Genomic DNA, 24,651 nt, shown 5'->3' with positions numbered 1-24,651 from the left:
GGAAAGGAAGTGGGATGATGAGCCCTTTCGTGCATCTGCATGTGCACAGCGAATACAGTTTACTGGATGGGGCGGCACGTATCACGGATTTAGTACGCCAGGCAGACGAATATGGCATGAAGTCGCTGGCATTAACGGATCATGGAGTGATGTACGGGGCAATCCCTTTTTATAAAGCGTGTATAGAGAAAGGCATTAAGCCGATCATCGGCTGTGAGGCCTATCTAACTGCAGGTTCAAGGCGTGAACGGGGAAGCCGCAAGGATCAACCGATCTATCATTTAATTCTTCTTGTTAAGAATGAGACAGGCTACAAGAACCTGATGAAGCTGATCTCCATCGGACATTTGGAAGGACAGCACTATAAGCCGCGGATTGATATGGAGGTTCTTGCCTCATATTCTGAGGGGATCATTTGCCTTAGTGCCTGCCTGGGCGGGGAAGTGCCACAGCATTTACTGCACGGGCGTGATGAGGAGGCGCGGAAGGCTGCGCTTCGTTACAAGGAAATCTTCGGAGATGACTTTTATCTGGAGCTGCAGGACCATGGAATACCGGAGCAAAAAAGAGTAAATCCGAAGCTGATTGCCTTGTCTGCGGAATGTGGCATCCCGCTGGTAGCAACCAATGACGTCCATTATTTGGCCAGAGAAGATGCGGAAGTACAGGATGTGCTGATCTGTATCGGAACCGGCAAGACGGTGGATGATGAGGAACGTTTCAAGATTGGGACCGACCAGTTGTTTATGAAAAGCGGACAGGAGATGGCAGCCTTATTCCCGCATGTCCCACAAGCACTTGAGAATAGTCTGATTATTGCGGAAAAGTGCAATTTGGAGCTGGAGTTTGGTAAGCATATTCTGCCAGCTTATGCTCCGCTACCGGAAGGTATGGATTCGTCCGCTTATCTGAGGGAGCTTTGCACACTTGGGCTGGAGGAACGCTACAGTGATACCCCGCGATGGGCATCGGCAGAACAAAGGGAGGACGCCAAGAAACGTCTGGCTTATGAGCTGGACGTTATAGAAAATATGGGCTTCAGCGATTATTTTCTAATTGTGTGGGACTTTATTGCCTACTGTCACCGCCAGGGTATTGCTACAGGACCCGGACGGGGCTCCTCGGCAGGAAGTCTTACCGCGTATTCACTTCGGATCACCGATGTAGATCCGCTTAAATATAATCTTTTATTCGAGCGCTTTCTCAACCCGCAGCGGATTACCATGCCCGATATCGATATCGATTTCAGTGACGAACGGCGTGAGGAAGTTATCGCGTATGTTGTTAATAAGTACGGCGATGAGCATGTGGCGCAGATTATCACGTTTGGGACCTTGGCGGCGCGGGCTGCCGTACGTGATGTTGGGCGGGCAATGAATCTGCCTTACGGGGAGGTCGATAAAGCAGCCAAGCTTATCCCGGGTCAATTGGGCATCAGTATTGCCCGTGCGCTGGAGAGCACTCCAGAACTAAAGGCCTTGTATGATGGATATCCCAAGACGAGAGCACTTCTCGACATGGCGATGAAAGTAGAAGGGATGCCTCGACACGCTTCGACACATGCTGCCGGAGTGGTGATTTCAAAAGGCCCTCTAACCGATGCAGTGCCACTGCAGGAGGGGAACGAAAGCACGGCTTTAACGCAGTATTCAATGGAGCATTTGGAAAGTGTTGGACTGCTTAAGATGGATTTTCTGGGCTTGCGTACATTATCTATTATTGAGCGGTGTATGAGCTGGATTCGTGAAATGACAGGTGAAACACCTGATTTCCGCAGGATTCCCGACAATGACACAGAAACGTATGACATGCTTGGAGCCGGGGAAACAACAGGTGTGTTCCAGTTGGAGTCCGCAGGGGTAAGACGGGTTCTAAAGGATATGAAACCCAATGTTTTTGAAGATATTATTTCTGTACTCGCATTGTACCGCCCGGGTCCGATGGAGTTTATTCCAAAATATATTCAAGGTAAACACGGTCAGGTAGAAGTGGAATATCCACATCGGGATTTGAAGCCGATCCTGTCAGATACCTATGGGATTATCGTTTATCAAGAGCAAATTATGCAAATTGCCTCCTTGATGGCGGGTTTCTCGCTCGGAGAAGCGGATTTGCTGCGCCGAGCTGTATCTAAGAAAAAACGGGAGACTCTGGATAAGGAACGAGGCCATTTTGTCGAGGGCAGCTTGAAGCAAGGATATGGAGAAAGGGATGCAAATGCCGTATATGATATGATTGTACGATTTGCTGATTATGGCTTTCCACGCGCCCATGCGGCGGCCTACGGGATTCTGTCCTTCCAAACGGCTTATCTCAAAGCCCATTATCCAGTGCAGTTTATGTCGTCTATGCTTACTGCTGTGATGGGAACTCACCGGAAGGTGGCTGAATATGTACTGGAGTGTCGACGGATGGGGATTCTTGTTCTTCCACCCGATGTTAACGAAAGCCGTGTGCTATTCACTCCGGTTACCGGTGAAGATGCGGGACATATCCGTTTCGGACTGGCTGCGGTTAAGAACGTGGGGACATTGGCCGTTGAAAATATTATGAAGGTACGGCAAGAACGGCCCTTCGACAGTCTGTTGGATTTCTGCCGCAGGGTTGATCTTCGGGTATGTAATAAGCGTGTCGTTGAATCGCTGCTCCAGTCGGGCGCCTTCGATCGTCTCCCAGGGCACCGGGCACAACTGCTGGCGATGCTAGACGAGACGGTTGATGCCGCAGTGAAATGGCGCAAGGAACGGGATGAACTGCAGATCCAGCTGTTCGACGATCTGGTAGAGACACCGAACTGGGAAATTCGCTATCCGGATATCCCGAGGTTTACGGGAGCACAGCAGCTTGAAATGGAGCGTGAGCTCTTGGGGTTGTATCTATCAGGACATCCATTGGATGATACTGCAGACCTTCTGGAAGAAATCGGGCTCCAGCGGTTGATGGATCTTGGTGAAGTCCCTGATGAGAGCCAAACGGTAACGGCGGGCATGGTGGTATCCATAAAGGAAATTACGACGAAACAAGGCAAATCTATGGCTTTTGTTGAATGGGAGGACCAGATTGAGCGCTGTGAGGTCGTACTTTTCCCCGAGGTGTGGAAACGCAGTCGAGGTCTGATCGAGAAGGGGGCGCTTTTGGCTCTGCGAGCCAAAGTACAGCAAGGGGACGAAGGTTTCAAGCTGCTGGCTGAGGAAGTGGCGCCGATCGCAGTGGATGCGCTGCACGGCCTGCTTCAGCGGCGCAGTGCAGCAGCCTCTCGGCCTTCCGCCGGGGCGCGTAATGCAGCCGGGGCCGCAGTTGGCAGTGCTGCCCGTACGGGAACACGAGACTCTGCCGTGGAGCGAACCCCGGCGTCCCGGAGTGCAGCTCCAGAAGCTTCACGTCAAGCCGGAGCGGCGCAGACGGCCCCATTGCCAATAGAGTCAACATCCCGGATCGTGAAGCCACAGGGCAGTAGTGAGCCTGCCCAACGGGCTTTCATCAAGATCACGCCGCAATCGGAGAATGCAGCTCTTTTATCCAGGCTGAAGCAGCTGCTGCAAACTCATCCTGGGTCTGTATCAACCCTGCTATTTTATGAGCGTGAGCAAAAGCTGCTAGCGCTCAGTGACAGCTACCGGATCGAGCCTTCTCAGGCCTTGTTTGCCGAAATTGAGGAGATGCTCGGTGCAGGCTCAGTGAGAATAAAATAAGAACATTTCATCTTCTTTCCGCATACATTAGGAAACCATCGGCAGCAAGTAGCGGAAAGGAGAATTATATGTCATATCAAATGGCGATAGAATTACTGGAGCGCAGAGGAGTATCAATTTCAGCCATCGCTGAGGTTGTATATATCTTGCAGTCACCCTATTACCCAAATTTAAGAGAAGAAGAATGTGTGAACAGTGTCAAAGCAGTTCTGTGCAAGAGAGAGGTACAGTACACACTAATGACGGGTATTGCACTAGATGAGCTGGCAGAGAAGGGGCTGCTGCCGCAGCCGCTGCAGGCGGTTATGGAAGCAGATGAATCCCTTTATGGAGCGGATGAGACCTTGGCGCTTGGCATAACCAATGTTTATGGGATGATTGGTCTGACAGGTTTCGGATATTTGGATAAGCTTAAGCTTGGCATTATTGGCCAATTAAATGACGATAAAAACAGCATTCATGTTTTTTTGGATGATCTCGTTGCCGGGGTGGCCGCTGCGGCTTCCGCCCGGATTGCGCACCGTCATGAAGGAGCCAAGGTATATCCTCTTCTTTAAGAAAAAGAGAAAATGTTGAAGCGAAGCTTCTCTGAGTTAAGGCTTGCCCTGGTCTTTAATCTAGCGATCTCTCCTGTTGCGGGAAAAAAGAAAACTGTGTTATCATGATTCCATTATACGGGATACGGCTGGGTATTAAGATTGGGGAGGCCTTGCAGGGCATGTGGACGGTAATCTATATCGCACCAACCGCCAGAGTGGCGGATATGATTAAGAGCAAGTTAACAGAAGAAGGATTCATGGTGAAGTGCCGTCCGATTAATATGTCCAAGCAGCAATTTGAAATACTGGTGCCTTCTGGAGAGCTTGAGGAAGTGCAGGAAGTCCTTAATCTGATTCTGCATCCCTGATTTATACAAACACGTAAGAGCAGTCATGACAGTAGCAAGCTGCATAACGCAAATAAACGGCTGAAGAGGTGCGCCCCGTGTTCAAAGATTTATTTCAGAAAAAACGAAAGTACGCGACTATTCCTTCAGAGCGTGTGGAGCGGAACGGTGGACCGTCTGATGGAGAACGCCCTAAACGGGAGATTCCTGAAGGGCTAATGAGTAAATGCAGCAAGTGCAGTACGATCCAGTACAGCAAAGAGCTGGAAAAAAACTTAAAGGTATGTCCGTCCTGTGGCCATCATATGCGTCTGAACGCTTCAGAGCGTATTGCAATAACACTAGATGGAGAGGGTTTTATCGAGTTCGACAGTGAAATGTCCTCGGTTGATCCGCTTCAATTTCCCGGCTACGCTTCCAAGCTGGAGCAGCAGTCAATTAAATCAGGTCAGACCGACGCCGTGATTACTGGTCAGGGTAGTATTGGGGGCCATTCGGTTATTGTAGCGGTTATGAATTTTGAGTTTTTCTCGGGCAGCATGGGATCGGTGGTTGGGGAGAAAATTACCCGCGCCGTTGAGGAAGCGACCGAGAAACAATTGCCGCTGCTTATTTTCTCAACCTCTGGCGGAGCCAGAATGCAGGAGAGTATCTTAAGTCTTATGCAGATGGCGAAGACAAGTGCAGCACTTGCCCGGTTTCATGAAGCGGGTGGATTGTTTATATCAATCATTACAGATCCTACTACAGGCGGCGTTTCTGCAAGCTTTGCTAGTCTGGGAGATATTATTATTGCAGAACCAGGAGCGGTATTTGGCTTTGCCGGTCGAATCGTAATCGAACAGACTATTCGTCAAAAGCTGCCGGATGACTTCCAAACAGCTGAGTTTAATCTGCAGCATGGCCTGCTTGATCTGGTTGTACACCGTAAGGAAATGCGTGCTACACTAACTAAAATTTTGGAAATGCATGACGTGAAAGGGGGATTTTAGCTTGGCAGGAGAGTTGCCTTTTGAAATGCCTCTGGTTGAATTGCGTAAAAAGATAGCCGAACTGAAGCAGTTTGGGGTAGAAAAGGAAATTGATTTCAGTGATGAGGTTGCCCGGCTGGAAGAGCGGTACAGTGTGTTGGAGGAGGAGGTCTATTCCAATATTTCTCCTTCACAGAAAATGCATCTTGCTCGTCATCAGGGTCGACCTACTTCTCTGGATCTGATAAATTTAATCTTTACTGATTTTATCGAGCTGCACGGGGACCGCATGTTTGGTGACGATCTTGCTATTGTAGGCGGTATCGGTAAGCTGAACGGTTTACCTGTTACGATTATCGGCCAGCAGCGGGGTAAGGATACGAAAGAGAATATTCTGCGTTTCTTCGGCAGTGCTCACCCTGAGGGCTTCCGTAAGGCGCTTCGTTTGATGCAGCAGGCGGACAAGTTCAAACGGCCTATAATTACACTTATTGATACAAAAGGCGCTTATCCCGGCAATACAGCCGAGGAGAGAGGCCAATCTGAGGCAATCGCCCACAATTTACGGGAAATGTCCCAGTTTGGTGTTCCAGTTATTTGTGTAGTCATCGGTGAAGGCGGCAGCGGTGGAGCTTTGGCATTGGCTGTAGGTAACCGTGTACTCATGCTGGAACATGCAATTTATTCAGTGATTTCCCCTAACGGTGCAGCATCTATTCTTTGGAAGGATGCAAGCAAGGCGGATCAGGCGGCAGAAGCGATGAAGATTACGGCGGCTGATTTGTTGGGTATGGAGGTCATCGAGGAGATTGTTCCGGAGCCTAAGGGCGGGGCACATCGTGATTATGAAGCGACGGCTGCAGCAACTAAGGATGCAATTTGGCGACATCTACAGGAACTATCTGGTCTGGATAGCGTTGCTCTAAAAGAGGACAGGTACCTTAAATTCCGTAAGATCGGATCCTTTTCGGAAGGTCAGCAGGAGATCATCTCCTCAGAATTAGCCATGGTGATCGAGGAGTAAGGAAGCTGTTATCATTTGCACTTTAAGACATAAATCTATACTAGTCCAACCTGTTTATAGGGTATTGGCCTTGTTGTCATTTTTTTTCGACAAATAACCCCGGATGTACTTCGGGGTTATTTTTATTTTTTCTGGGTTTACACAAAATTCGACTATTATTCACACGAAAAGGTCGCGAAAACATTGATTTTGTGTCCCACTTGCAGTAATATTCATTAGGGTGCAGTCAAGGAAGTATGTGACAAACTTCCTATGAGAATGCTTAATGTTATAGTAGATTTTGTAGTTGGAAAAAGTGAGACAGAGAGAACGAAAAAACGGAGGAAAACTTAATGCGCAAAAGTAAAATTGTATGTACGATTGGTCCTGCAAGTGAATCGTTGGAAAACACAAAGAAATTGATTTTGGCTGGTATGAATGTGGCTCGTCTGAACTTCTCTCATGGTGATTTCGAGGAACATGGTGCCCGGATCACAACGATCCGTCAAGCTTGCAAAGAGTTGAACAAAACAGTTGCTATCCTGCTCGATACCAAAGGACCTGAGATTCGCACAGGCAAGCTTGCTGTAGAACCTATTGAATTGGTTCAGGATGAGTACCTGACATTGACTACGGAAGAAATCCTTGGAGATCAAAACCGTATCTCGATTACTTACAGTGACCTTCCTAAAGACGTTCAAGTAGGATCCACGATCCTGATCGATGACGGCCTGATTGGTTTGACAGTTGTTGACGTTCAAGGCACAGAAATCAAAACCCGTATTGTTAACGGCGGTACGATTAAGAGCAAAAAAGGTGTTAACGTACCAGGAGTACACATCTCCTTGCCAGGTATTACGGAAAAAGACACCAACGACATTCTTTTCGGGATCGAACAGGACATCGATTTTATCGCCGCTTCCTTCGTTCGTAAAGCTAGCGACGTTCTCGAAATTCGTGCGTTGCTGGAGAAACACAATGCTGCCCACATCCAAATTATTTCCAAAATCGAAAACCAACAAGGTGTTGACAACCTTGACGAGATATTAGCGGTTTCCGATGGCCTGATGGTTGCACGTGGTGACCTCGGTGTGGAAATTCCAGCTGAAGATGTACCTTTGGCTCAAAAATTGATGATTCAAAAATGTAACATTGCCGGTAAACCAGTTATCACTGCAACTCAAATGCTGGATTCCATGCAACGTAACCCGCGTCCTACCCGCGCTGAAGCGAGTGACGTAGCTAACGCTATTTTTGACGGAACAGATGCAATCATGCTTTCCGGCGAGACAGCTGCTGGTAAGTACCCAGTGGAATCCGTTCTTACAATGTCCCGTATTGCTGAAAAAGCTGAGTCTGCTCTTAACCACCGCGAAATCTTCATGAAGCAACAAATCGCACAAGAAACAACAGTTACAGAAGCAATCAGTCAATCCGTTGCCATTTCTGCTCTGGATCTGAACGCTAAGGCTATCATTTCTTCGACTGTAACAGGCCACACCGCTCGTGTAGTTTCTAAATACCGTCCTAAATCGGCGATCATCGCGGTAACGACTCAAGAAAGAACTATGCGTCAATTGGCTTTGGTATGGGGCGTAACTCCGGTTCATGGTTTGGAAGCTTCTTCTACGGACGAGCTTCTTGAAACTGCTGTAAAAGGCGGAATTGATTCCGGCCTGGTTACAGGTGGAGATCTAGTTGTTATTACAGCGGGTATCCCGTTGGGACGTTCCGGTTCCACGAACTTGGTTAAAGTAACTCAAATTCCTAACGCTTAAATTTTTCGGGAGTATATCCCTATTTATGTTCTATCCAAAAAGCAATGGTGTGTAACTCACCCATTGCTTTTTTTTTGATGATTGATCGTTTAAGAGGATCGGGTTATGCTATTCTAGTTATTGTGTTTCTTTTGTTTTAATCGTAGAAAGAGTGGGCTTCTAGAATAAATGGGCGGGTGAACTTTAGTATTTGGCTGTTTGACAATAAAGGATGGAGGACTTAAAGCTTACATGAGAAAATTATTGAAACTGCGCGGATTTTATCTATTTCTAGGATTAGCCGGCGGTTCGTTCGGTCCTTACCTGACATCACTTCTCGTTCATAATGGATTAGACAGCAGCCAAATCGGAATGCTAATGGCAACCGGAACATTCATCGCAATCATTATTCAGCCGATGTGGGGTATTATTTCAGACCGGTATAATCAGACCCGGCTGGTGCTCATCTTAAGTGTTGCTGTTCCAGCGCTGTTAGCTGTATTTTATCGGTCTGAGTATTTCTTTGTTCTCATGCTGGTTTTCACACTATCGACAATTTTCTCATCCACACAGGCCCCTATTGCTGATTCTTACGCGATTGCAGCGGCCAAGCGGGCGGGTTCTACATATGGGAGTATCCGGCTTATGCTAAGTATTGGAGCGGCTGTGGGGAGTCTTATTGGGGCTAAATATGTATCAACATTCTCTGTATCAACAATATGGATGCCTTTTTTGCTCTTTAATACTCTAGCCGTCCTTATTGCACTGAGCTTGCCGAAACAGGCGGAAGAAAATCATATGATGAGGCAATCTTTTTCTCAAGGAGTTCGTCAGCTCATTAGGAACCGTGTGTTTTTGGCGTTCCTTGGCGGTAGCTTGCTTGTGAATCAGACCATGACGGCGTTTGGCACGTACTTTGTAGTGGCCTTTCAGTCTGTTGGTGGATCCATGCAGTATGCAGGGATTGCCTTGTTCATTGCATCCGTTACAAACGTTCCGTCCATGTTATTGGCTTCGAAGATCATTAAGAAACTGGGAAGAGAACGTACTTTACTGATTGGAGCCTTAATCTATGTTCTTCGGTGGGGGATTCAGGTTGCCTTCCCCTATCCATCTGTAATGATAGGTGTGCAGGTGCTGCATGGTTTATCTTTTGGACTTTTCTATATTTCAGCGGTGGAGTATGTTTCCCAGATAACCTCAGCGGACATGCAGGCTACAGGCCAAAGTATTTTTAATATGGTGTTTTCAGGATTTGCGGGAATTCTCGGAAATGTGCTAAATGGTTTTTTACTCAATCAGGGCGGAGTAAACGCCATGAATCTTTCCTGCGTGCTTAGTTCTGCTGTGGGTGCTGTTCTGTTAGTATATGTAGCCCGAAATACCAGCCGTAAACTACCGGTTATATCCAATGAAGTCGGCTTCTAGATATCCCTAGCCGGCTTTGATTAATCATAAAGGGGGTATATGCTCTATGGGCTCACGTAATATAAATCACACCAGCCGCTGGTATCCCACATCTTTCCGGGTTCGATATCAGGAAACGGACCAAATGGGTGTTGTGTATCATGCCAATTATTTAAACTGGTTTGAAATCGGACGCACAGAAATGCTGAGAGAGTTGGGGTTCACGTATCGTGAGATGGAGGACAGTGGAGTTTTTCTTCCCGTTACCTCGGCAGATTTGCAATTTAAAAGTCCGGCGCGATATGATGATCTTGTCGTTGTCTTTGCACGCCTAACCACCTTCGCAGCACTAAGAGTCGTTTTTGAATATGAGATTCGGCGCCTTCCGCAGGAAGGGAGCAAGATTCCAGGAGAACTATCGGGAAACGCGGAGCAGGCTCAATCACGCTATCCCAACAGTCCCTCCGGCGAATTGCTTGTGACCGGATCTACAAGCCATGTCTGGCTGAATAAGGATTGGAAGCCTACCCGACTGGACAGAGCTCTTCCTGAACTGTTTCAGGATATAACAGGAGCGCTGCGGGAAGAAGGAGGAGCAGTATGATAAGAAACAAATGGCTGTGGCCGGCTTTATTTCTGGTCCCGGCTGTGGAATTATTCGGTTTTATCCTTGTTTCCAGTTACCTCGGAGCACCCAAAACATTACTGCTCCTAGTGTTCACTTCAATCATCGGACTGCTGATGATGCGTTTCGAAGGCAAAAAGGTATTACAGGACAGTAGGCAGCAAATGCAAGAGGGCAGGGTGCCTGGACGGACTATGCTGGATGGGTTATGTGTTTTTTTCGGAGGTTTTCTATTAATCCTGCCAGGATTCGTTACCGACATTATTGGTTTTACTTTAGTTTTTCCGTTGACTCGTCCACTTTACCGAGGATTTTTACTGAAATGGATTGAAAAAAAGATGAAAAATGGTACATTTACCTTTTATCGCAGATAGAATGTACTCATCCTAGAAATGCCAAAGGGCGGGAACTGTCATTGAAGACAGCCCCGCTCTTTTTTTGTGTTGCTTATGCACCTGATTCAGATTTAATTGTATTTCATACAACTAAAGTCGCTTATGCAGCACAGAACAATTGTTTAAGTGCACTTTATACAACTATATTCCCGATAAATGGCTGGAGAGTAGGTTCACCTGCGGTTTAAGTGTATTGAGTGCAACTAAAGTCTGTTACAGCCTTCTTTTAAGTCAAATAGCTGTATATTGTGCAATTAACCTTGAAGTGTTGCATAAATCTCGCCCTCAATGCAATCTCCCGCTGACAATGTAGTTGCGCAGCCCCCGGAAGACACCTGCCCGGTTAAAGGCATCGAGTATAACCAAAATTACAGGCCCTAAAATAAGCCCTAACACCCCAAATACTTGGAGTCCGGCGAACATGCCTATCAGCATAGCCAACGGATCCAGTCCGATGCTGCTGGCTAGAACCTTAGGCTCAAGGACTTGGCGTACGATCAGGATAATCGCAAACAGAATAGACAGTCCCACGCCCAACGCCAAATTCCCCGTCACATAAGAATAAATCGCCCAAGGAAGCATTACGATGCCTACTCCTAGGTAAGGAAGCAGGTCTACAAATCCGATCATCAAGCCTATCGCTAAGGCAGACTTCACACCCAATAGCAGCAGTCCGATAATGACGATCATAGCTGTAATCGAGATGAGAATCAGTTGGGCACGCAGGTAACCCACAAGTGCTTTTCGCAGATCCTGCCAAATGTCGGAAAGAGGTCTTTTAACAGGTCCCGGAAGCCAGCTGGATAATTTATCATTATGTTTCTCCCAACTCATACTGATGAAAAAAGCTGCCAGTACAACCACTATCATAATCGTACCCAAACTAGGGAGGGAGGAGATTAAGTTAAGAAGTGTGTTAAAAAAACCAGTGACCAGCTGTGTTACCGCATAACCAACGGTCTCTGTGGTACGGCTGATATTGCTGTCGATGGTGGCATGATAATCCGGATTGTCATGGTAGAATTGGTTGATTTGATTCAGCATATTTTGGATACTCGCATTTCGGCTCCAGGATAGAAGCAACTCTCTCCATTCGTCAGTATGAAGATGAAGAGTTTGAGTTAACACAACCAGCTCCTTCACCAGCCGGGTAATCAGAGCGGTCAGTATGAGCGCTGTTCCTCCGATATAAAGGAGCAGTGATAGGAGCACAGCCAGCCAACCTGGAAGCTTAAGCTGTCGCAGAATCAGGATGAGAGGGTGCATAACATACGCAAGCAACCAGGCGAGGAGTAAGGGATATAGCAATGGCATCAATACATAGAGTGCCAGTAGAAGGCTGAGGGTAGCCACAACAACCCAAAGGCCGCGCAGCAGTCTTTTCAGCATCAAAGAATCCATGCCGAGTGCTCCTTTCGTATAAGATCAGGAAGTATGAAATTCTTGGACTTTTAGACTAGATATGCTCGTCTTATGTATATTCACTCAAAGGATATTAAGACTAGCGATTGCGAGCAGAGGGGCAATAGTGGGTGTTACTTATACACTGAAAGCGTAAACATGAAACAGGTTTTCAGAAGTTTTTTTCTATCTGACCGATAAAATCATTTGATGCGCGGTAAAGCTTCCACGTTGTTCACATAACCGTCAAAATCCGTTATGATGATTAAAGGCTCAAATCGCAAGTTAGTTGTACCCCGTGAGAAAATGTGATAGTCACTCTTTTTTATAATTGCAATATTTCAAATTGTAAATGTTTTCATTGAGTACCGAAGTTTTTTTTAAATATCCCTCTAAGCAAAGGAGAGAGTAAACTATGACAGTTACTAAAGGTCTGGAAGGTATTGTAGCAACAACTTCCTCCATCAGCTCTATTGTTGATGGTGTATTGACTTACCGCGGTTTTGATATTGATGATCTTGCGGAGAATGCCAGCTTTGAGGAAACTGCTTATTTGCTGTGGTTTGGCAGCCTGCCAACTTCAGCTGAGCTTGAAACACTAAATCGCGATCTTAGCGCGTTCGCTCCAATTCCGGAGCAGGTGATCGAACAAATGAAGTTGTACCCTAAAGATACCAATACGATGGCTGCGCTGCGGACTGCTATATCCAGCTTGGCTTTGTATGATGATGATGCTGATGATATGAGCCGTGAGGCCAATGAAATCAAAGCCGTGAAACTACAGGCTCAACTTCCTACTGTGGTTGCTGCACTGGCACGTATACGAAAGGGTCTAGAACCGGTGGCTCCAAAAGAAGGCGCTTCCATCGCCGAAAACTTCTTGTATATGTTATGGGGAAAGCAACCTGACATTGTATCGGTTAAGGCATTGGATGCTGCACTTGTGCTGCATGCTGACCATGAGCTTAATGCGTCCACATTTGCCGGACGGGTGACAGTTGCAACATTGTCTGATATTTATTCTGGTGTTACTTCAGCTATTGGTGCTCTGAAGGGACCTCTTCACGGTGGTGCAAATGAAGCCGTAATGAAGATGCTGGAGGAGATTGGATCTCTTGATGCTGTAGAACCTTTCGTCCGTGGTAAGCTGGAGCGCCGCGAGAAAATCATGGGCTTTGGACACCGCGTTTATAAGAATGGGGATCCGCGTGCAAAGCACTTGATGAAGATGTCGCTGGAACTTGGTACAATGAAAGGCGATACTACTTTGTATGAAATGTCTGTTAAGATTGAAGACCTGATCACCGGGCAAAAGGGTCTTAAGCCAAATGTGGATTTCTACTCGGCTTCCGTGTATACACAGCTGGGAATTGAACGTGAATTGTTCACACCAATCTTTGCGATTAGCCGGGTGTCAGGTTGGACAGCGCATATTTTGGAGCAGTTGGGAGACAATCGGATTATTCGTCCACGGGCAGAATACACCGGTCTTGTTGAGCAAAAATACGTTCCGATTGAGCAAAGGTAGTACGGTCTAACCAAATAGTTATCAAATATTGAAGGAGGAACACACACAAATGTTGAAATTGGAAAAATACGATCTGCCAACAGAAGGCGAACAAATTACGATCGAGGACGGTAAGCTACAGGTTCCTAATCATCCGATTATTCCTTTTATCGAGGGTGACGGCACGGGCCGCGACATTTGGAGGGCCTCCAAACGAGTGCTGGATGCGGCGGTAGCCAAAGCATATGGCGGAACTAAACAAATTGCCTGGTACGAAGTTTTTGCCGGCGAGAAAGCCTTCAATACATATGGTGAATGGCTGCCAAATGATACATTGGAGGCAATTCGTGAGTATTTTGTAGCCATTAAAGGGCCATTGACTACACCAATCGGTGGCGGTATTCGTTCCCTGAATGTGGCGCTGCGCCAAGAGCTGGATTTGTACGTTTGTCTGCGACCTGTACGTTACTTCGACGGGGTTCCTTCCCCGGTGAAACATCCGGAGCTTGTGGACATGGTTATTTTCCGTGAAAACACTGAAGATATCTATGCCGGAATCGAATATCAAGAAGGAACACCTGAAGTGAAGAAGGTTATCGAGTTCCTGCAGAATGAAATGGGTGTTAACAAAATCCGTTTCCCAGAAACCTCAGGTATTGGTATTAAGCCAGTATCCGAAGAAGGTTCGAAGCGACTTGTACGTTCTGCAGTAGAATATGCAATCAAACACGGACGCAAAAGCGTCACGCTTGTTCATAAAGGCAATATCATGAAATATACTGAAGGAGCCTTCAAGAACTGGGGCTATGAAGTTGCTGAGCAAGAGTTCGGTGACAGAGTATTCACATGGAACCAATACGATGTTATTAAGGAAAAAGAGGGTGAAGCTGCAGCCAATGCGGCCCAGAAGGAAGCCTTGGACTCCGGTAAGATCCTCATCAAGGATGCTATTGCCGATATAGCCTTACAACAGGTATTGACTCGTCCAACGGATTTTGATGTAATTGCAACGCTGAACCTTAACGGTGATTATCTGTCTGATGCGCTTGCAGCTCAAATCGGCGGAATCGGTATTGCTCCGGGAGCGAATATCAACTATATGACCGGACATGCCATTTTTGAAGCGACTCATGGTACAGCTCCTAAATACGCGGATAAAGATGTGGTGAATCCGGGTTCGGTTATTTTGTCCGGTGTTATGTTGCTTGAACACTTAGGCTGGCAGGAAGCGGCTGACCTTATCTACAAAGGGATGAGCACAGCAATTAACAATAAGACCGTAACTTATGACTTCGCCCGTCAGATGGAAGGCGCAACCGAGTTGAAATGTTCGGCATTCGCAGACGAAGTTATCAACCATCTGTAGAATTTACGCTTAACAAAACTTAAGGTTATGCTTTCGATGATACAAAACTTAAGATTATGCTTTCGAAGCTAGTTTTGTACGAAGTAATTTCGAAGAAGATTACGCTTAACAAAACTTTTAGGAGGACGTCTCGTGGCAATCAAACGTAATAAAATTACAGTCGTGGGTGCGGGTTTTACCGGTGCTACCACGGCGCTTATGCTGGCTCAGAAGGAACTTGGCAACGTTGTACTGATCGATATCCCGCAACTGGAGAATCCAACCAAAGGCAAGGCCTTGGATATGATGGAAGCGAGTCCGGTGCAAAAGTTTGACAGTACGATTACTGGAACCTCGAACTATGATGATGCCGCAGACTCTGATATCGTAATTATCACAGCTGGCGTAGCCCGCAAGCCTGGTATGAGCCGCGATGATCTGGTCAACACCAATGCTGGTATTGTTAAGTCTGTTTGTGAGAATGTTAAGCGTGTGGCACCGGAATCTATTGTTATTATTTTGAGTAATCCAGTAGATGCCATGACTTACGTTGCCTACAATACATTGGGCTTTCCTAAGAATCGTGTAATCGGTCAATCGGGTGTATTGGATACTGCCCGTTATTGTACATTTATTGCTCAAGAACTTAACGTATCCGTTGAGGATATTCGCGGCTTTGTACTTGGCGGCCATGGTGATGATATGGTTCCGTTAGTGCGTTATTCCAGCGTTGGCGGTATTCCGATTGACACTTTGATTCCGGCGGAGCGTATTGCTGAGATTGTTCAGCGTACACGAGTTGGTGGCGGTGAAATCGTAAACCTGTTGGGTAACGGCAGCGCTTATTATGCTCCGGCAGCTTCCCTGGTACAGATGACGGAAGCGATACTGAAGGATAAAAAGCGGATTATCCCGGTTATTGCCTTCTTGGAAGGTGAATATGGCTACGACGGTTTGTTTATGGGAGTTCCAACGCTACTAGGAGCAAACGGTATCGAGAAAATTTTCGAGCTTGATCTGACTGCTGAAGAGAAAGCGGCTTTGGATAAATCCGCGGATTCTGTACGTGCTGTGACTTCAGTAGTGACTGTGTAATATTAAATTCACGAAAAAATAATAGAAATATAGAGAAATCCCCATCTTATGAACTTAGAGTGGGGATTTCTTTTCTTCTCACTGCTTTATGGGTATAATAAATGCAGTTGTAATTAATATCATAGTAAAAATAGAGGAGGTATGTTATGAGTCACGTTTTCTTTTTCTTACATATGATTGGGATGCTGGCGCTGGGCTTTTATCTGGTGCTGCCTTTCATTCTGGGTCGAGTAGAGAAACTCTCAGCACCTGCTAAGGAAGGGACCCTAAGCGCTATAGGCGGTCTTAATCGCTTCGCTCAGTATGGTCTTGTGATCCAACTGATTACCGGAGGTTACCTAATGTCACAGGGCGAGTATTCTGTGGTGTGGATGATCATCGTGGTAGTGCTCTTGCTGGCTTTGTTCGCCATTGGTGGTATTATGAGCAAACCGCTGCGCCTTGCGGCAGCAGGAATTCGTGAGAATCGGGATGTATCCGCGGAAACAGGCAAAATTCGCACCTTGAGTTCAGTGTTGTCTGTTACTCTGCTGTTGATGGTGTTCTTCATGGTGTACAACCAGATTGTCTAAAGCTCCGTAAGGAATCAACAAAAACCCGCCTCCCAAAATGGAGTGCGGGTTTTTACATCTAACGCATCTTAATTGGTAACGAACTAGACTACAGCAGTTCTTCGAGTTCGAAAACCTTATTTTTTTCAAAATCATTAATGATCTGGGGTAATAAAAGCGTCTTTATTTGATCTTTGGTGCACCAGCGGTAATCCACATGCTCTCTGGATAGACGTACGGTAGTCTGATTTGTTCTGCATAAGTATGTAAGAATAACAACCTGTCTGGTCGATTCAGTCATAAAAGTAGTTGCATATAAAATAACCCCTACGGAAACGGTTAATCCAGTCTCTTCTTTAATTTCTCTAACCAGAGCAGCTTCCAATCCTTCTCCGAATTCAATCTTACCACCCGCACACTCCCAGGTGCCTGCACCGATATGGTCATTAGCAGCACGCTGTACAAGCAGTATTTTACCTCCATGCAGGATTACTCCTTTAACGGCTACAATCAGGCTCCGACCACTTGATATCATCTTGAGCGATTCCCCTCCTAAGCAAGCAAATAATTCAAATATATATCTATTATAATGGATACTCAGGCCCGTATAATCCCTTTTTCTTGTTGATTCTAAGAGTTTTTTCTAGCTATTTCCTATGAAAAGTTTAGTTTTCGCTCAGCGTGGTAATTAACATATCGTAAAGTAACGTATAAATCGAGACACTAGAGCCATGATAAGACAATCAGTGTCTATCCAATTGCACAGCGAGAGGAGAACGAGATGATGAGTACTAGTCAAACAAAGAAAACCTTACCCCCGCAGGAGCAGGACCGTCAGCCAGGATTGGAAAGCGAAATGAATCCGCACCCTAAATATGAACCGGCGAATTATAAGGCAGCAGGTAAGCTGCTAGGCAAAGCAGCACTTATAACAGGCGGCGATAGCGGGATTGGCCGAGCGGTAGCCGTTCTTTTTGCCAAAGAAGGGGCTGATGTGGTGGTTTCCTACCTTGATGAGCATGGGGATGCAGAGGAAACTAAACGTCAGATAGAACAGGAAGGCCGCAAATGCGTTCTGATCTCCGGTGACATCGGGGTTGAGGCGTTCTGTCAGGATCTTATCAACAAGACAGTAGAGGGCCTTGGTAAGCTGGATATTCTTATCAATAATGCCGCTGAGCAGCATCCACAAAAAAATATTGAGGATATTACATCGGAGCAATTAGAGCGTACGTTCCGTACGAACATCTTCTCAATGTTCTATTTAACGAAAGCCGCAATGCCACATTTAAAAAAAGGGTCTACGATCATCAACACCACATCAATTACAGCTTATAAAGGCAACCCTACCCTATTGGATTATTCATCTACCAAGGGTGCTATACTCAGCTTCACTCGTTCACTGTCCGCCAATCTGGTGGGAAAAGGCATCCGGGTAAACGCCGTAGCTCCAGGTCCGATCTGGACACCTCTCATCCCTTCTACCTTTGACGCAAAGCAGGTTAGTGAATTTGGTGCTACACAGCCGATGAAGCGTCCAGGTCAACCGGAGGAGTTGGCTCCAGCCTATGTATATCTGGCATCCGATGACTCGACTTACGTATCTGGGCAAGTTATCCATGTTAACGGCGGCGAGGTCGTTAACGGGTAGAGGTTACCTGACCCAGATCCAGATTAACCGGATCTGGGTCTTTTTTTTCAAAAAACATGAACAAATGAAGATAGGATTATCACTTTTTTCATAGTAGGTATTATATAAAAGTATATTATGTTAATATTAGATTCGTTAGTAATTACATATTGTATGGTCACTAGGGGTGCCGCAAGGCTGAGACGGACGTTATTCATGTTCGGACCCTTTGAACCTGATCTGGTTTATACCAGCGTAGGGAAGTGGAGAACGAATAACTGTAGCAGGCTTTTAATAGCCCTATTTCTATACAGATTCCGACTGCCTTCCTTCTGGGGGGCAGTTTTTTTGCGTTTCTGAATGGAATAGCTGAGCGATTAATTCAAGAATGGAGGTTAGGGATGGTGCAAGCTGAAATACATCTGATTTCGGATGGGAAACTTCCTTTATCACAATTTATTGAAATAGCAGGAGCAACACATCCGCTGTTGGATTATATCCATCTACGTGAGAAGCATCGCTCCGCCCGTGAACTTATGGCGGCGGCAGAAGAATTGCTAAGAACCGGCCTCCCTTCGGCTAAGTTAATCATTAACGACCGGATTGATGTGGCCTTAGCTGTTGGGGCTCGTGGTGTACAGCTGCCCTGGCATAGCCTTACTCCCGTTGAAGCGCGAGCGCTTGCACCCCATCTTCGTCTGGGAAGGTCGATCCACTCTCCAGAAGAGGCCGAGGAGGCAAACTCTCAGGGAGCCGACTTCTGCTTGTTTGGGCATGTATTTACCTCGACCAGTAAACCTGGACAGCCTGAAAGAGGGTTAGCTCAACTTGCTCAGACTGTGCGGATCAGTCGCATTCCTGTAATTGCCATAGGAGGAATCACCCCTGATCATGTATCCCAGATTATGAAGCAGGGAGCGGCAGGAATAGCCGTGATATCGGGTATATGCGGTTCCGAAGATCCTGTATCAGCCGTAAAGGCTTATCGTGCATCCCTTCAAGTTGCATCAAAATCCGGGCAGGTAAAGGAGGTGAGTATGCATGAATCTGCTCATTAACGGTACCGCTATGGACTATTCCGATAGCTGTAGGACATTATCGGATTTGATGAACCGTCCTGAATGGTCCGGTCGCCTAATCATAGTGGAGCTTAACGGAGAAATTGTCAGCAAAGAAAATTATGAGATCACACCTCTTGTTGAGGGAGACCGCATTGAGGTGGTTCATTTTGTCGGTGGAGGCTGAAGCTTCAAACCAATTATTTTCTAATCGTACTTCAATTCATTTCAGGGAGGTTGTCATTTATGCATGACCCATTAGTAATTGGCGGTACCGCTTTATCCAGCAGACTATTCATTGGTACCGGCAAATATAGCCGAAATACCTTAATTCCTGAGGTGATCAACCGATCCGGTTCTCAGGTTATTACAGTGGCGCTCCGCCGGGTGGATCTGACAGGTGGAGAAGAAAATATCATGAACCACATTCCTTCACATATGACGCTTCTACCCAATACCTCTGGAGCGCGTACGGCAGAAGAAGCTGTACGTATTGCCAGGCTTGCAAGAGCTGCCGGGTTAGGGAATTGGGTGAAGGTTGAAGTCATTAACGACCAGAAATACCTGCTTCCGGATAATCTGGAGACGATTCGGGCTACTGAAATTTTGGCGGCTGAAGGTTTTGTGGTACTCCCGTATATGAGTCCGGATCTGTCTGCAGCTATTCGTCTAAGAGATGCAGGCGCTGCGGCCGTGATGCCGCTCGGTGCTCCGATTGGTACGAACCGCGGCCTCAGAACCAAAGAACTGATCCGCATCCTCATCGAAGAAGTAAACCTTCCCATTATTGTTGACGCTGGTATTGGCAGACCCTCTGAAGCCGCCGAGGCGATGGAAATGGGTGCTGCAGCTGTGCTTCTGAATACGGCTATCGCTACTGCTCGTGACCCGCTGGGAATGGCCGAAGCCTTCCGCGATGCCATAAGCGCAGGCCGTAAAGCTTATTTGGCCGGTCTGGGTCCTGTTGAAGAAGTAGCAACAGCTTCTTCACCGTTGACTGGCTTTCTTAGCTAGGTTCATAGAAATTTAGAAATGAGGGATGGACGTGAGCTTTTACGAAACACTGGGGCGATTGGAACAGTATCCGTACGAACAACTCTGGAAGCAGTATACAACGAATGATGTGCTGCGGGTATTAGGCAAGGATAGTCTGGACGAGGCTGACTTATTAATACTTCTCTCTCCGGCTGCCGATCCGCTGCTGGAGAATATGGCTCAAAAAGCACAACAGCTTACCCGTTCACATTTTGGCCATGCGATGCAGCTGTTCACACCGATGTACCTGGCTGACTTTTGTGTAAATCACTGCACCTATTGCAGCTTCAGCTCGATCTACGACTTTCCGCGCAAGAAGTTGTCGTTGGATGAAGTGAGACGGGAGGCGGAGAACATTGCTGCTACAGGCCTGCGCCATATCCTGATTTTGACGGGGGAATCCCGTAAAGATAATCCTGTATCCTATATCAAGGAATGTGTAGAGGTACTGCGTGAGTACTTTACATCGATCAGCATTGAGATCAACCCTCTGGCTACCGCTGAATACCAGGAGCTGCTTAAAGCAGGTGTGGACGGCTTAACACTTTATCAGGAAGTCTATCATCAGGAGACATATAAACAACTGCATGTGAAGGGTCCCAAAAGAATTTATCGTAACCGGCTAGATGCCCCTGAACGCGGCTGCCAGGCTGGATTTCGTTCCGTTAACATAGGTGCGCTGCTGGGCATGCATGACTGGAGGCAGGAAGCATTCCTTAGCGCAATGCATGCCCGATATTTACAGGACCGTTATCCGGATTGTGAGATCAGCCTCTCAACTCCGCGATTTCGGCCTTACCTGGGAGAGTTCAACCCGGAGTGTGATGTATCGGATCGCGCGTTAGTACAGATTATATTGGCGTATCGGTTGTTTCTTCCACGTTCAGGCATAACCCTCTCTACCCGGGAGCCTGCTGTTCTCCGCGATCATTTAATTCATCTGGGTATCACCAAGATGTCTGCCGGAGTATCCACCGAAGTAGGGGGACATACACTTGAAGGCGGAACTCCGCAATTTGAAATTTCGGACAGCCGAAGTGTGCAAGAGATTACAGAAATGCTGTATGTGAACAGCTTCCAACCGGTATTTAAAGACTGGGATATACTGGTGGAGCCTGCTTCTACTCTTACTTAATAATAATCTATAACGCTGCCACCCGATCATCAATAAAGGGTGGTTTTTTATTACCTTTGCGTAACGGCAAGGTTTTGTTGTGGCGTTTTTACCTAATAGGCACTGCGTATACGATATGAAGCCGTTCATTAATTCGTTGATGCTTCGTAAGATATCCCTTGGTTTCAAATAACTTGATTAATCTAGTCTCACTGCCATCACCTGTAGGGTCTTCATCCATTATCATACAATCGGTTATACAAATCCTGCCGTGGGGCTTCAGAACCCTGCGCATTTCCTCAATGGCAAGGGCTTGCTGACTCTCAGTGAGGTGATGGAAGGCAAAGCTGGAAACAACAAAATCAAATTTATGATCCAGATAGGGAATCGCCAGGAAGTTCCCGAGTTTCGTCTCCAATGCAGGGAGTTTCAGACGGCATAACTTCAGCATTTCTTTGGATTGATCGACACCCGCCATTATGGCGCCGTGCGCGATCAGCTTTTCGGCTAAATTTCCGGTTCCGGTCCCGATATCGAGCCCTTTTTCCCCGTGAATCGGTGCCAGCCACTGGACAGTTAATGCAAGAGCAGCCCCGTAATCTTTATATTCCGAAGCTTCGTTTAGGACAATTTCATCATGAATTTCGGCCCGTGCATCAAAATCCCATTTATCCTCCCAACTGCTGCGGTGCTCCCGTAATCTTCGTGAGCCTTCGGCGAGTGTATAGATGTCATTTAGCGGGAGAACCTGCTGTTTTTTTACCATATCGATCATGTAGTCGGTTGTATCAATAATATGCTTTATCTCTACCCATTTCGTGAACAGGACAGAGCGCTGAAGCTCCAGATAGTATTGCAGTTCTTCATTATCCTGACCTTCGATGTTTTGCAGTGCTTTGCGGATATCTTCCACGGGCATACCTGCTTCACGGAGAGCAATGATGGTCTGCAGTCTCCAAATTTCTTTTTCACTAAAGTACCGATATGAATTCTCTCCCTTAGTCGGGGTGATTAAGCCCTTCTCTTCGTAAAAGCGTATCGCCCTTGCCGAAATTTTGAGTCTATCTGCGACCTCTTTGATCTTCATGCCATCTTCCTTTCCATTAAATAAGTGTAAAAGCAACCCCTTGACCTTCTCCTAACGGGAAGGTTTACCCTAGTGTATATCATATACCTAGGAGGCCCTACAATGAAAATTCTGATTAAGAACGTGTTGATTCTCACCATGAAAGAACAAGACCAAGTGCCGTTTGTTGGAGATATTCTGATTGACGGAGATCAAATCAAGGAAATTGCAGAGGGAATTATTAGTCCGGCGGATGAGATTATTGAGGGAAAGGGAATGGCTGCGATGCCGGGGTTAATCAATGCCCATCAACATACGCCCATGAGCTTGCTGCGCGGTTTCTCGGACGATTTGAAACTCATGGACTGGCTGGAGACAAAAATGTTGCCTGCAGAGGAAAGGATGACTCCCGAAGATATTTATTGGGGTGCCAAGCTGTCGATGGCCGAGATGATTCGGTCGGGTACGACCGCTTTTGCCGACATGTATATTCATATGAGCGAGATCGCTAACGCTGTACAAGAGACAGGACTTAGAGCCTCACTGACGAGGGGACTTGTCTTCATGGAAGCAGACGGGGGGCGGCGGATATCCGAGGCTCTGGATCTGATTGATCGGTGGAACGGAAGTGCAGAAGGTAGGATTACAACCATGTTGGGGCCTCACTCTCCTTACCTGTGTCCGCCAGAGCCTCTGAGAGAGGTCATCGCGCTTGCCGAGAAAAATAACATCCCCATTCATATCCACCTGGCAGAGACCAAAGAAGAGGTTGTGCAAATTCGGGATAACTATAATATGACTCCAACAGAATATTTGCTTCACAACGGGATGTTCGAGAGGAACCATGTACTGCTCGCGCACGCTGTGCACTTGAATCGCCGGGATGTGAAGCTACTGCAGGGTATGCGCGGAGGAGTCTCACATAATCCCGTAAGCAATCTGAAGTTAGGCTGTGGAATTGCACCGGTAACCGAGATGATGGAGATGGGAATTACCGTAGGGCTGGGTACAGATGGTGCCGGGAGTGCCACGACTGTTGATATGTTCGAGGAGATCAAAGCCGCAGCTTGGCTGCAAAAGGCAGATTACGGCGACCCTGCGCGACTTCCGGCGCACCAGGCCCTCTGCATGGCAACTGTGGAGAGCGCAAAGCTGCTGAATATCAGCCGCGAAACAGGAACTTTGGAGGTGGGGAAAAAAGCAGATGTAATCCTGATAGACTTGAACAAACCCCACCTGCAACCTGTTCACAACGTAATGTCTTTGTTAGCCTTTAGCGCAAATGGAGGCGATGTAGATACAACCATCGTGAATGGTAAAATTCTGATGAGGAACCGCCAGCTCTTAACCATAGATGAAGAAGAACTGTTCCGTGAGGTCACTGTACGCTCCAAAAGAATTGTCCACGGAATTTAGTTCCCGGCTGACAGCTCATCCAGGGACATTTCAAAGCTCGGAGCCATATGGGTCAGAAAATAGTCCACCTCCAGAAGCATCAATCCCCGCAGCTTGGCCTCCGTCTGAGCTTTGGCGATGGCAAATTCTCGGTTGCCTGCCGCAACCTCCCAGACACATTTCAAATAGGCGTCCAGATTATCCGCAGCCTTAACATAGGTGTACAGCAGGTTATCGGTCGGATCTGCATGGCTGCTCTCCGCGCTCATTAGGGGTGTGTAGATGGATTGCAGCTCGGCAGGAATCATAGAGGTCAGCCGTTCTGCGGCGATGGCTTCCATCTCCCGGAAGCTGGACAGCAGACGCTGATTGTTGTGCTTGACCGGAGTGGGAATATCACCGGTGAACACTTCAGCCGCATCATGAAATAGGGCAATAGTAGAAGCTCTGTCCGCATTCAGGTCTCGTTCGAAGTGAACATTTCCGATACTGCAGAGCATATGAGCAAGCAAGGCTACGTGAAAAGAGTGCTGGGCCACATTATCTGATGCCGTACTGCGCATCAGACTCCAGCGTTGAATATATTGAAGCCGATAAAGATATGCGGAAAAGTGGTAATTCATTTTTGAAGTAACCCCTTTCAGGAATGGCTCAGTATGCTATTATAATAACTACATGCAGGGCTTAGTTACAACCTGGAACGAAGAGGAGCTGAATT

The 24,651-nt window shown here is 46.9% G+C and carries 23 protein-coding genes and 1 riboswitch; of the genes, 19 read left to right on the top strand and 4 right to left on the bottom strand.

All coding sequences use genetic code 11. From position 1 onward, the window contains the following. Positions 1–17 precede the first annotated feature (17 nt). From J2T20_RS00695 to J2T20_RS00655, 9 genes are all read left to right on the top strand, one after another. Complete coding sequence (locus J2T20_RS00695; RefSeq protein WP_307585084.1) at positions 18–3,692, top strand: DNA polymerase III subunit alpha; 3,675 nt, start codon at positions 18–20, stop codon at positions 3,690–3,692. A gap of 68 nt (positions 3,693–3,760) precedes the next feature. After that, positions 3,761–4,249 (top strand): phosphatidylglycerophosphatase A family protein, encoded by a 489-nt coding sequence (locus J2T20_RS00690; protein WP_307584595.1) that lies wholly within the window; start codon positions 3,761–3,763, stop codon positions 4,247–4,249. A 161-nt stretch (positions 4,250–4,410) separates the two neighbouring features. Next, positions 4,411–4,599 (top strand): glutamate decarboxylase, encoded by a 189-nt coding sequence (locus tag J2T20_RS00685; protein WP_307584593.1) that lies wholly within the window; start codon positions 4,411–4,413, stop codon positions 4,597–4,599. A 77-nt stretch (positions 4,600–4,676) separates the two neighbouring features. Then, positions 4,677–5,570 (top strand): acetyl-CoA carboxylase, carboxyltransferase subunit beta, encoded by an 894-nt coding sequence (accD, locus tag J2T20_RS00680; RefSeq protein ID WP_307584592.1) that lies wholly within the window; start codon positions 4,677–4,679, stop codon positions 5,568–5,570. A gap of 1 nt (position 5,571) precedes the next feature. Further along, complete coding sequence (locus J2T20_RS00675) at positions 5,572–6,573, top strand: acetyl-CoA carboxylase carboxyltransferase subunit alpha (protein WP_307584591.1); 1,002 nt, start codon at positions 5,572–5,574, stop codon at positions 6,571–6,573. A 332-nt stretch (positions 6,574–6,905) separates the two neighbouring features. Continuing rightward, positions 6,906–8,330 (top strand): pyruvate kinase, encoded by a 1,425-nt coding sequence (gene pyk / locus J2T20_RS00670; protein ID WP_307584589.1) that lies wholly within the window; start codon positions 6,906–6,908, stop codon positions 8,328–8,330. A 231-nt stretch (positions 8,331–8,561) separates the two neighbouring features. Further along, positions 8,562–9,737 carry an MFS transporter gene (locus J2T20_RS00665; protein ID WP_307584588.1) on the top strand — a complete coding sequence of 392 codons (1,176 nt, stop codon included), beginning with the start codon at positions 8,562–8,564 and terminating at the stop codon, positions 9,735–9,737. Positions 9,738–9,783: 46 nt separating this feature from the next. Continuing rightward, a complete protein-coding gene (locus J2T20_RS00660; protein WP_307584586.1) occupies positions 9,784–10,320 on the top strand; it encodes an acyl-CoA thioesterase in 537 nt (178 codons plus the stop codon). Next, complete coding sequence (locus tag J2T20_RS00655; RefSeq protein ID WP_307584584.1) at positions 10,317–10,715, top strand: FxsA family protein; 399 nt, start codon at positions 10,317–10,319, stop codon at positions 10,713–10,715. The genes J2T20_RS00660 and J2T20_RS00655 overlap by 4 nt, the downstream gene beginning before the upstream one ends. 306 nt (positions 10,716–11,021) lie before the next feature. Here J2T20_RS00655 and ytvI read toward each other — a convergent pair whose 3' ends face one another. After that, entirely contained in the window at positions 11,022–12,137 is a 1,116-nt protein-coding gene (gene ytvI, locus J2T20_RS00650) for a sporulation integral membrane protein YtvI (RefSeq protein ID WP_307584581.1), read from the bottom strand. Positions 12,138–12,552: 415 nt separating this feature from the next. Between ytvI and J2T20_RS00645 the strand changes: the two genes are divergently transcribed. The 4 genes from J2T20_RS00645 (at position 12,553) to J2T20_RS00630 (ending at position 16,656) form a co-directional block, all read left to right on the top strand. Continuing rightward, entirely contained in the window at positions 12,553–13,665 is a 1,113-nt protein-coding gene (locus J2T20_RS00645) for a citrate/2-methylcitrate synthase (protein WP_307584579.1), read from the top strand. Positions 13,666–13,714: 49 nt separating this feature from the next. After that, positions 13,715–15,010, top strand: a complete 1,296-nt coding sequence (gene icd / locus J2T20_RS00640) for an NADP-dependent isocitrate dehydrogenase (protein WP_307584578.1) — start codon at positions 13,715–13,717, stop codon at positions 15,008–15,010. A 132-nt stretch (positions 15,011–15,142) separates the two neighbouring features. Next, on the top strand, positions 15,143–16,084 hold the full coding sequence (gene mdh / locus J2T20_RS00635; protein ID WP_307584576.1) for a malate dehydrogenase: 942 nt from the start codon (positions 15,143–15,145) through the stop codon (positions 16,082–16,084). A 146-nt stretch (positions 16,085–16,230) separates the two neighbouring features. Then, positions 16,231–16,656 carry a hypothetical protein gene (locus J2T20_RS00630; RefSeq protein WP_307584574.1) on the top strand — a complete coding sequence of 142 codons (426 nt, stop codon included), beginning with the start codon at positions 16,231–16,233 and terminating at the stop codon, positions 16,654–16,656. A gap of 88 nt (positions 16,657–16,744) precedes the next feature. Here the strand turns inward: J2T20_RS00630 and J2T20_RS00625 are convergent, their stop codons facing one another. Continuing rightward, complete coding sequence (locus J2T20_RS00625) at positions 16,745–17,170, bottom strand: NUDIX hydrolase (RefSeq protein WP_307584573.1); 426 nt, start codon at positions 17,168–17,170, stop codon at positions 16,745–16,747. Positions 17,171–17,419: 249 nt separating this feature from the next. Between J2T20_RS00625 and J2T20_RS00620 the strand changes: the two genes are divergently transcribed. From J2T20_RS00620 to thiH, 5 genes are all read left to right on the top strand, one after another. Continuing rightward, positions 17,420–18,286: an SDR family oxidoreductase gene (locus J2T20_RS00620; protein ID WP_307585082.1), complete on the top strand. Its 867-nt coding sequence runs from the start codon at positions 17,420–17,422 to the stop codon at positions 18,284–18,286. 152 nt (positions 18,287–18,438) lie between these two features. Then, positions 18,439–18,544: riboswitch (TPP riboswitch) on the top strand. Between the two features lie 122 nt (positions 18,545–18,666). After that, on the top strand, positions 18,667–19,323 hold the full coding sequence (locus J2T20_RS00615; RefSeq protein ID WP_307584572.1) for a thiamine phosphate synthase: 657 nt from the start codon (positions 18,667–18,669) through the stop codon (positions 19,321–19,323). After that, positions 19,307–19,510: a sulfur carrier protein ThiS gene (gene thiS, locus J2T20_RS00610; RefSeq protein WP_307584570.1), complete on the top strand. Its 204-nt coding sequence runs from the start codon at positions 19,307–19,309 to the stop codon at positions 19,508–19,510. The genes J2T20_RS00615 and thiS overlap by 17 nt, the downstream gene beginning before the upstream one ends. A 59-nt stretch (positions 19,511–19,569) precedes the next feature. Beyond that, on the top strand, positions 19,570–20,337 hold the full coding sequence (locus tag J2T20_RS00605; RefSeq protein ID WP_307584568.1) for a thiazole synthase: 768 nt from the start codon (positions 19,570–19,572) through the stop codon (positions 20,335–20,337). A gap of 31 nt (positions 20,338–20,368) precedes the next feature. After that, on the top strand, positions 20,369–21,493 hold the full coding sequence (thiH, locus tag J2T20_RS00600; RefSeq protein WP_307584566.1) for a 2-iminoacetate synthase ThiH: 1,125 nt from the start codon (positions 20,369–20,371) through the stop codon (positions 21,491–21,493). Between the two features lie 88 nt (positions 21,494–21,581). On the opposite strand, the gene J2T20_RS00595 is transcribed toward thiH, so the two are convergent. Next, complete coding sequence (locus J2T20_RS00595; protein WP_307584565.1) at positions 21,582–22,559, bottom strand: MerR family transcriptional regulator; 978 nt, start codon at positions 22,557–22,559, stop codon at positions 21,582–21,584. A 102-nt stretch (positions 22,560–22,661) separates the two neighbouring features. Here J2T20_RS00595 and J2T20_RS00590 point away from each other — a divergent pair, with 102 nt between their 5' ends. After that, complete coding sequence (locus tag J2T20_RS00590) at positions 22,662–23,954, top strand: amidohydrolase (protein WP_307584564.1); 1,293 nt, start codon at positions 22,662–22,664, stop codon at positions 23,952–23,954. On the opposite strand, the gene yfbR is transcribed toward J2T20_RS00590, so the two are convergent. Next, positions 23,951–24,556 carry a 5'-deoxynucleotidase gene (yfbR, locus tag J2T20_RS00585; RefSeq protein WP_307584563.1) on the bottom strand — a complete coding sequence of 202 codons (606 nt, stop codon included), beginning with the start codon at positions 24,554–24,556 and terminating at the stop codon, positions 23,951–23,953. The two genes, J2T20_RS00590 and yfbR, sit on opposite strands and share 4 nt — an antisense overlap. Positions 24,557–24,651 lie beyond the last annotated feature (95 nt).

The sequence above is a fragment of the Paenibacillus wynnii genome (assembly GCF_030812855.1).
Classification (GTDB): Bacteria; Bacillota; Bacilli; order Paenibacillales; family Paenibacillaceae; genus Paenibacillus_AQ; species Paenibacillus_AQ wynnii_A.
The sequence above is the reverse complement of the archived record's forward strand: the minus strand, read 5'-3'. Positions and strand labels throughout refer to the sequence as shown.

What these genes read in the sequence shown, in the direction of transcription:
- J2T20_RS00630 (WP_307584574.1), top strand. Translation starts at nt 16,231, where the DNA reads ATGAGTCACGTTTTCTTTTTCTTACATATGATTGGGATGCTGGCGCTG.
- J2T20_RS00625 (WP_307584573.1), bottom strand. Translation starts at nt 17,170, where the DNA reads ATGATATCAAGTGGTCGGAGCCTGATTGTAGCCGTTAAAGGAGTAATC.
- J2T20_RS00660 (WP_307584586.1), top strand. Translation starts at nt 9,784, where the DNA reads ATGGGCTCACGTAATATAAATCACACCAGCCGCTGGTATCCCACATCT.
- thiS (WP_307584570.1), top strand. Translation starts at nt 19,307, where the DNA reads ATGAATCTGCTCATTAACGGTACCGCTATGGACTATTCCGATAGCTGT.
- J2T20_RS00605 (WP_307584568.1), top strand. Translation starts at nt 19,570, where the DNA reads ATGCATGACCCATTAGTAATTGGCGGTACCGCTTTATCCAGCAGACTA.
- J2T20_RS00620 (WP_307585082.1), top strand. Translation starts at nt 17,420, where the DNA reads ATGAGTACTAGTCAAACAAAGAAAACCTTACCCCCGCAGGAGCAGGAC.
- yfbR (WP_307584563.1), bottom strand. Translation starts at nt 24,556, where the DNA reads ATGAATTACCACTTTTCCGCATATCTTTATCGGCTTCAATATATTCAA.
- J2T20_RS00695 (WP_307585084.1), top strand. Translation starts at nt 18, where the DNA reads ATGAGCCCTTTCGTGCATCTGCATGTGCACAGCGAATACAGTTTACTG.
- J2T20_RS00615 (WP_307584572.1), top strand. Translation starts at nt 18,667, where the DNA reads ATGGTGCAAGCTGAAATACATCTGATTTCGGATGGGAAACTTCCTTTA.
- J2T20_RS00595 (WP_307584565.1), bottom strand. Translation starts at nt 22,559, where the DNA reads ATGAAGATCAAAGAGGTCGCAGATAGACTCAAAATTTCGGCAAGGGCG.
- J2T20_RS00590 (WP_307584564.1), top strand. Translation starts at nt 22,662, where the DNA reads ATGAAAATTCTGATTAAGAACGTGTTGATTCTCACCATGAAAGAACAA.
- icd (WP_307584578.1), top strand. Translation starts at nt 13,715, where the DNA reads ATGTTGAAATTGGAAAAATACGATCTGCCAACAGAAGGCGAACAAATT.
- J2T20_RS00685 (WP_307584593.1), top strand. Translation starts at nt 4,411, where the DNA reads ATGTGGACGGTAATCTATATCGCACCAACCGCCAGAGTGGCGGATATG.
- ytvI (WP_307584581.1), bottom strand. Translation starts at nt 12,137, where the DNA reads ATGGATTCTTTGATGCTGAAAAGACTGCTGCGCGGCCTTTGGGTTGTT.
- J2T20_RS00690 (WP_307584595.1), top strand. Translation starts at nt 3,761, where the DNA reads ATGTCATATCAAATGGCGATAGAATTACTGGAGCGCAGAGGAGTATCA.
- pyk (WP_307584589.1), top strand. Translation starts at nt 6,906, where the DNA reads ATGCGCAAAAGTAAAATTGTATGTACGATTGGTCCTGCAAGTGAATCG.
- J2T20_RS00665 (WP_307584588.1), top strand. Translation starts at nt 8,562, where the DNA reads ATGAGAAAATTATTGAAACTGCGCGGATTTTATCTATTTCTAGGATTA.
- J2T20_RS00645 (WP_307584579.1), top strand. Translation starts at nt 12,553, where the DNA reads ATGACAGTTACTAAAGGTCTGGAAGGTATTGTAGCAACAACTTCCTCC.
- J2T20_RS00655 (WP_307584584.1), top strand. Translation starts at nt 10,317, where the DNA reads ATGATAAGAAACAAATGGCTGTGGCCGGCTTTATTTCTGGTCCCGGCT.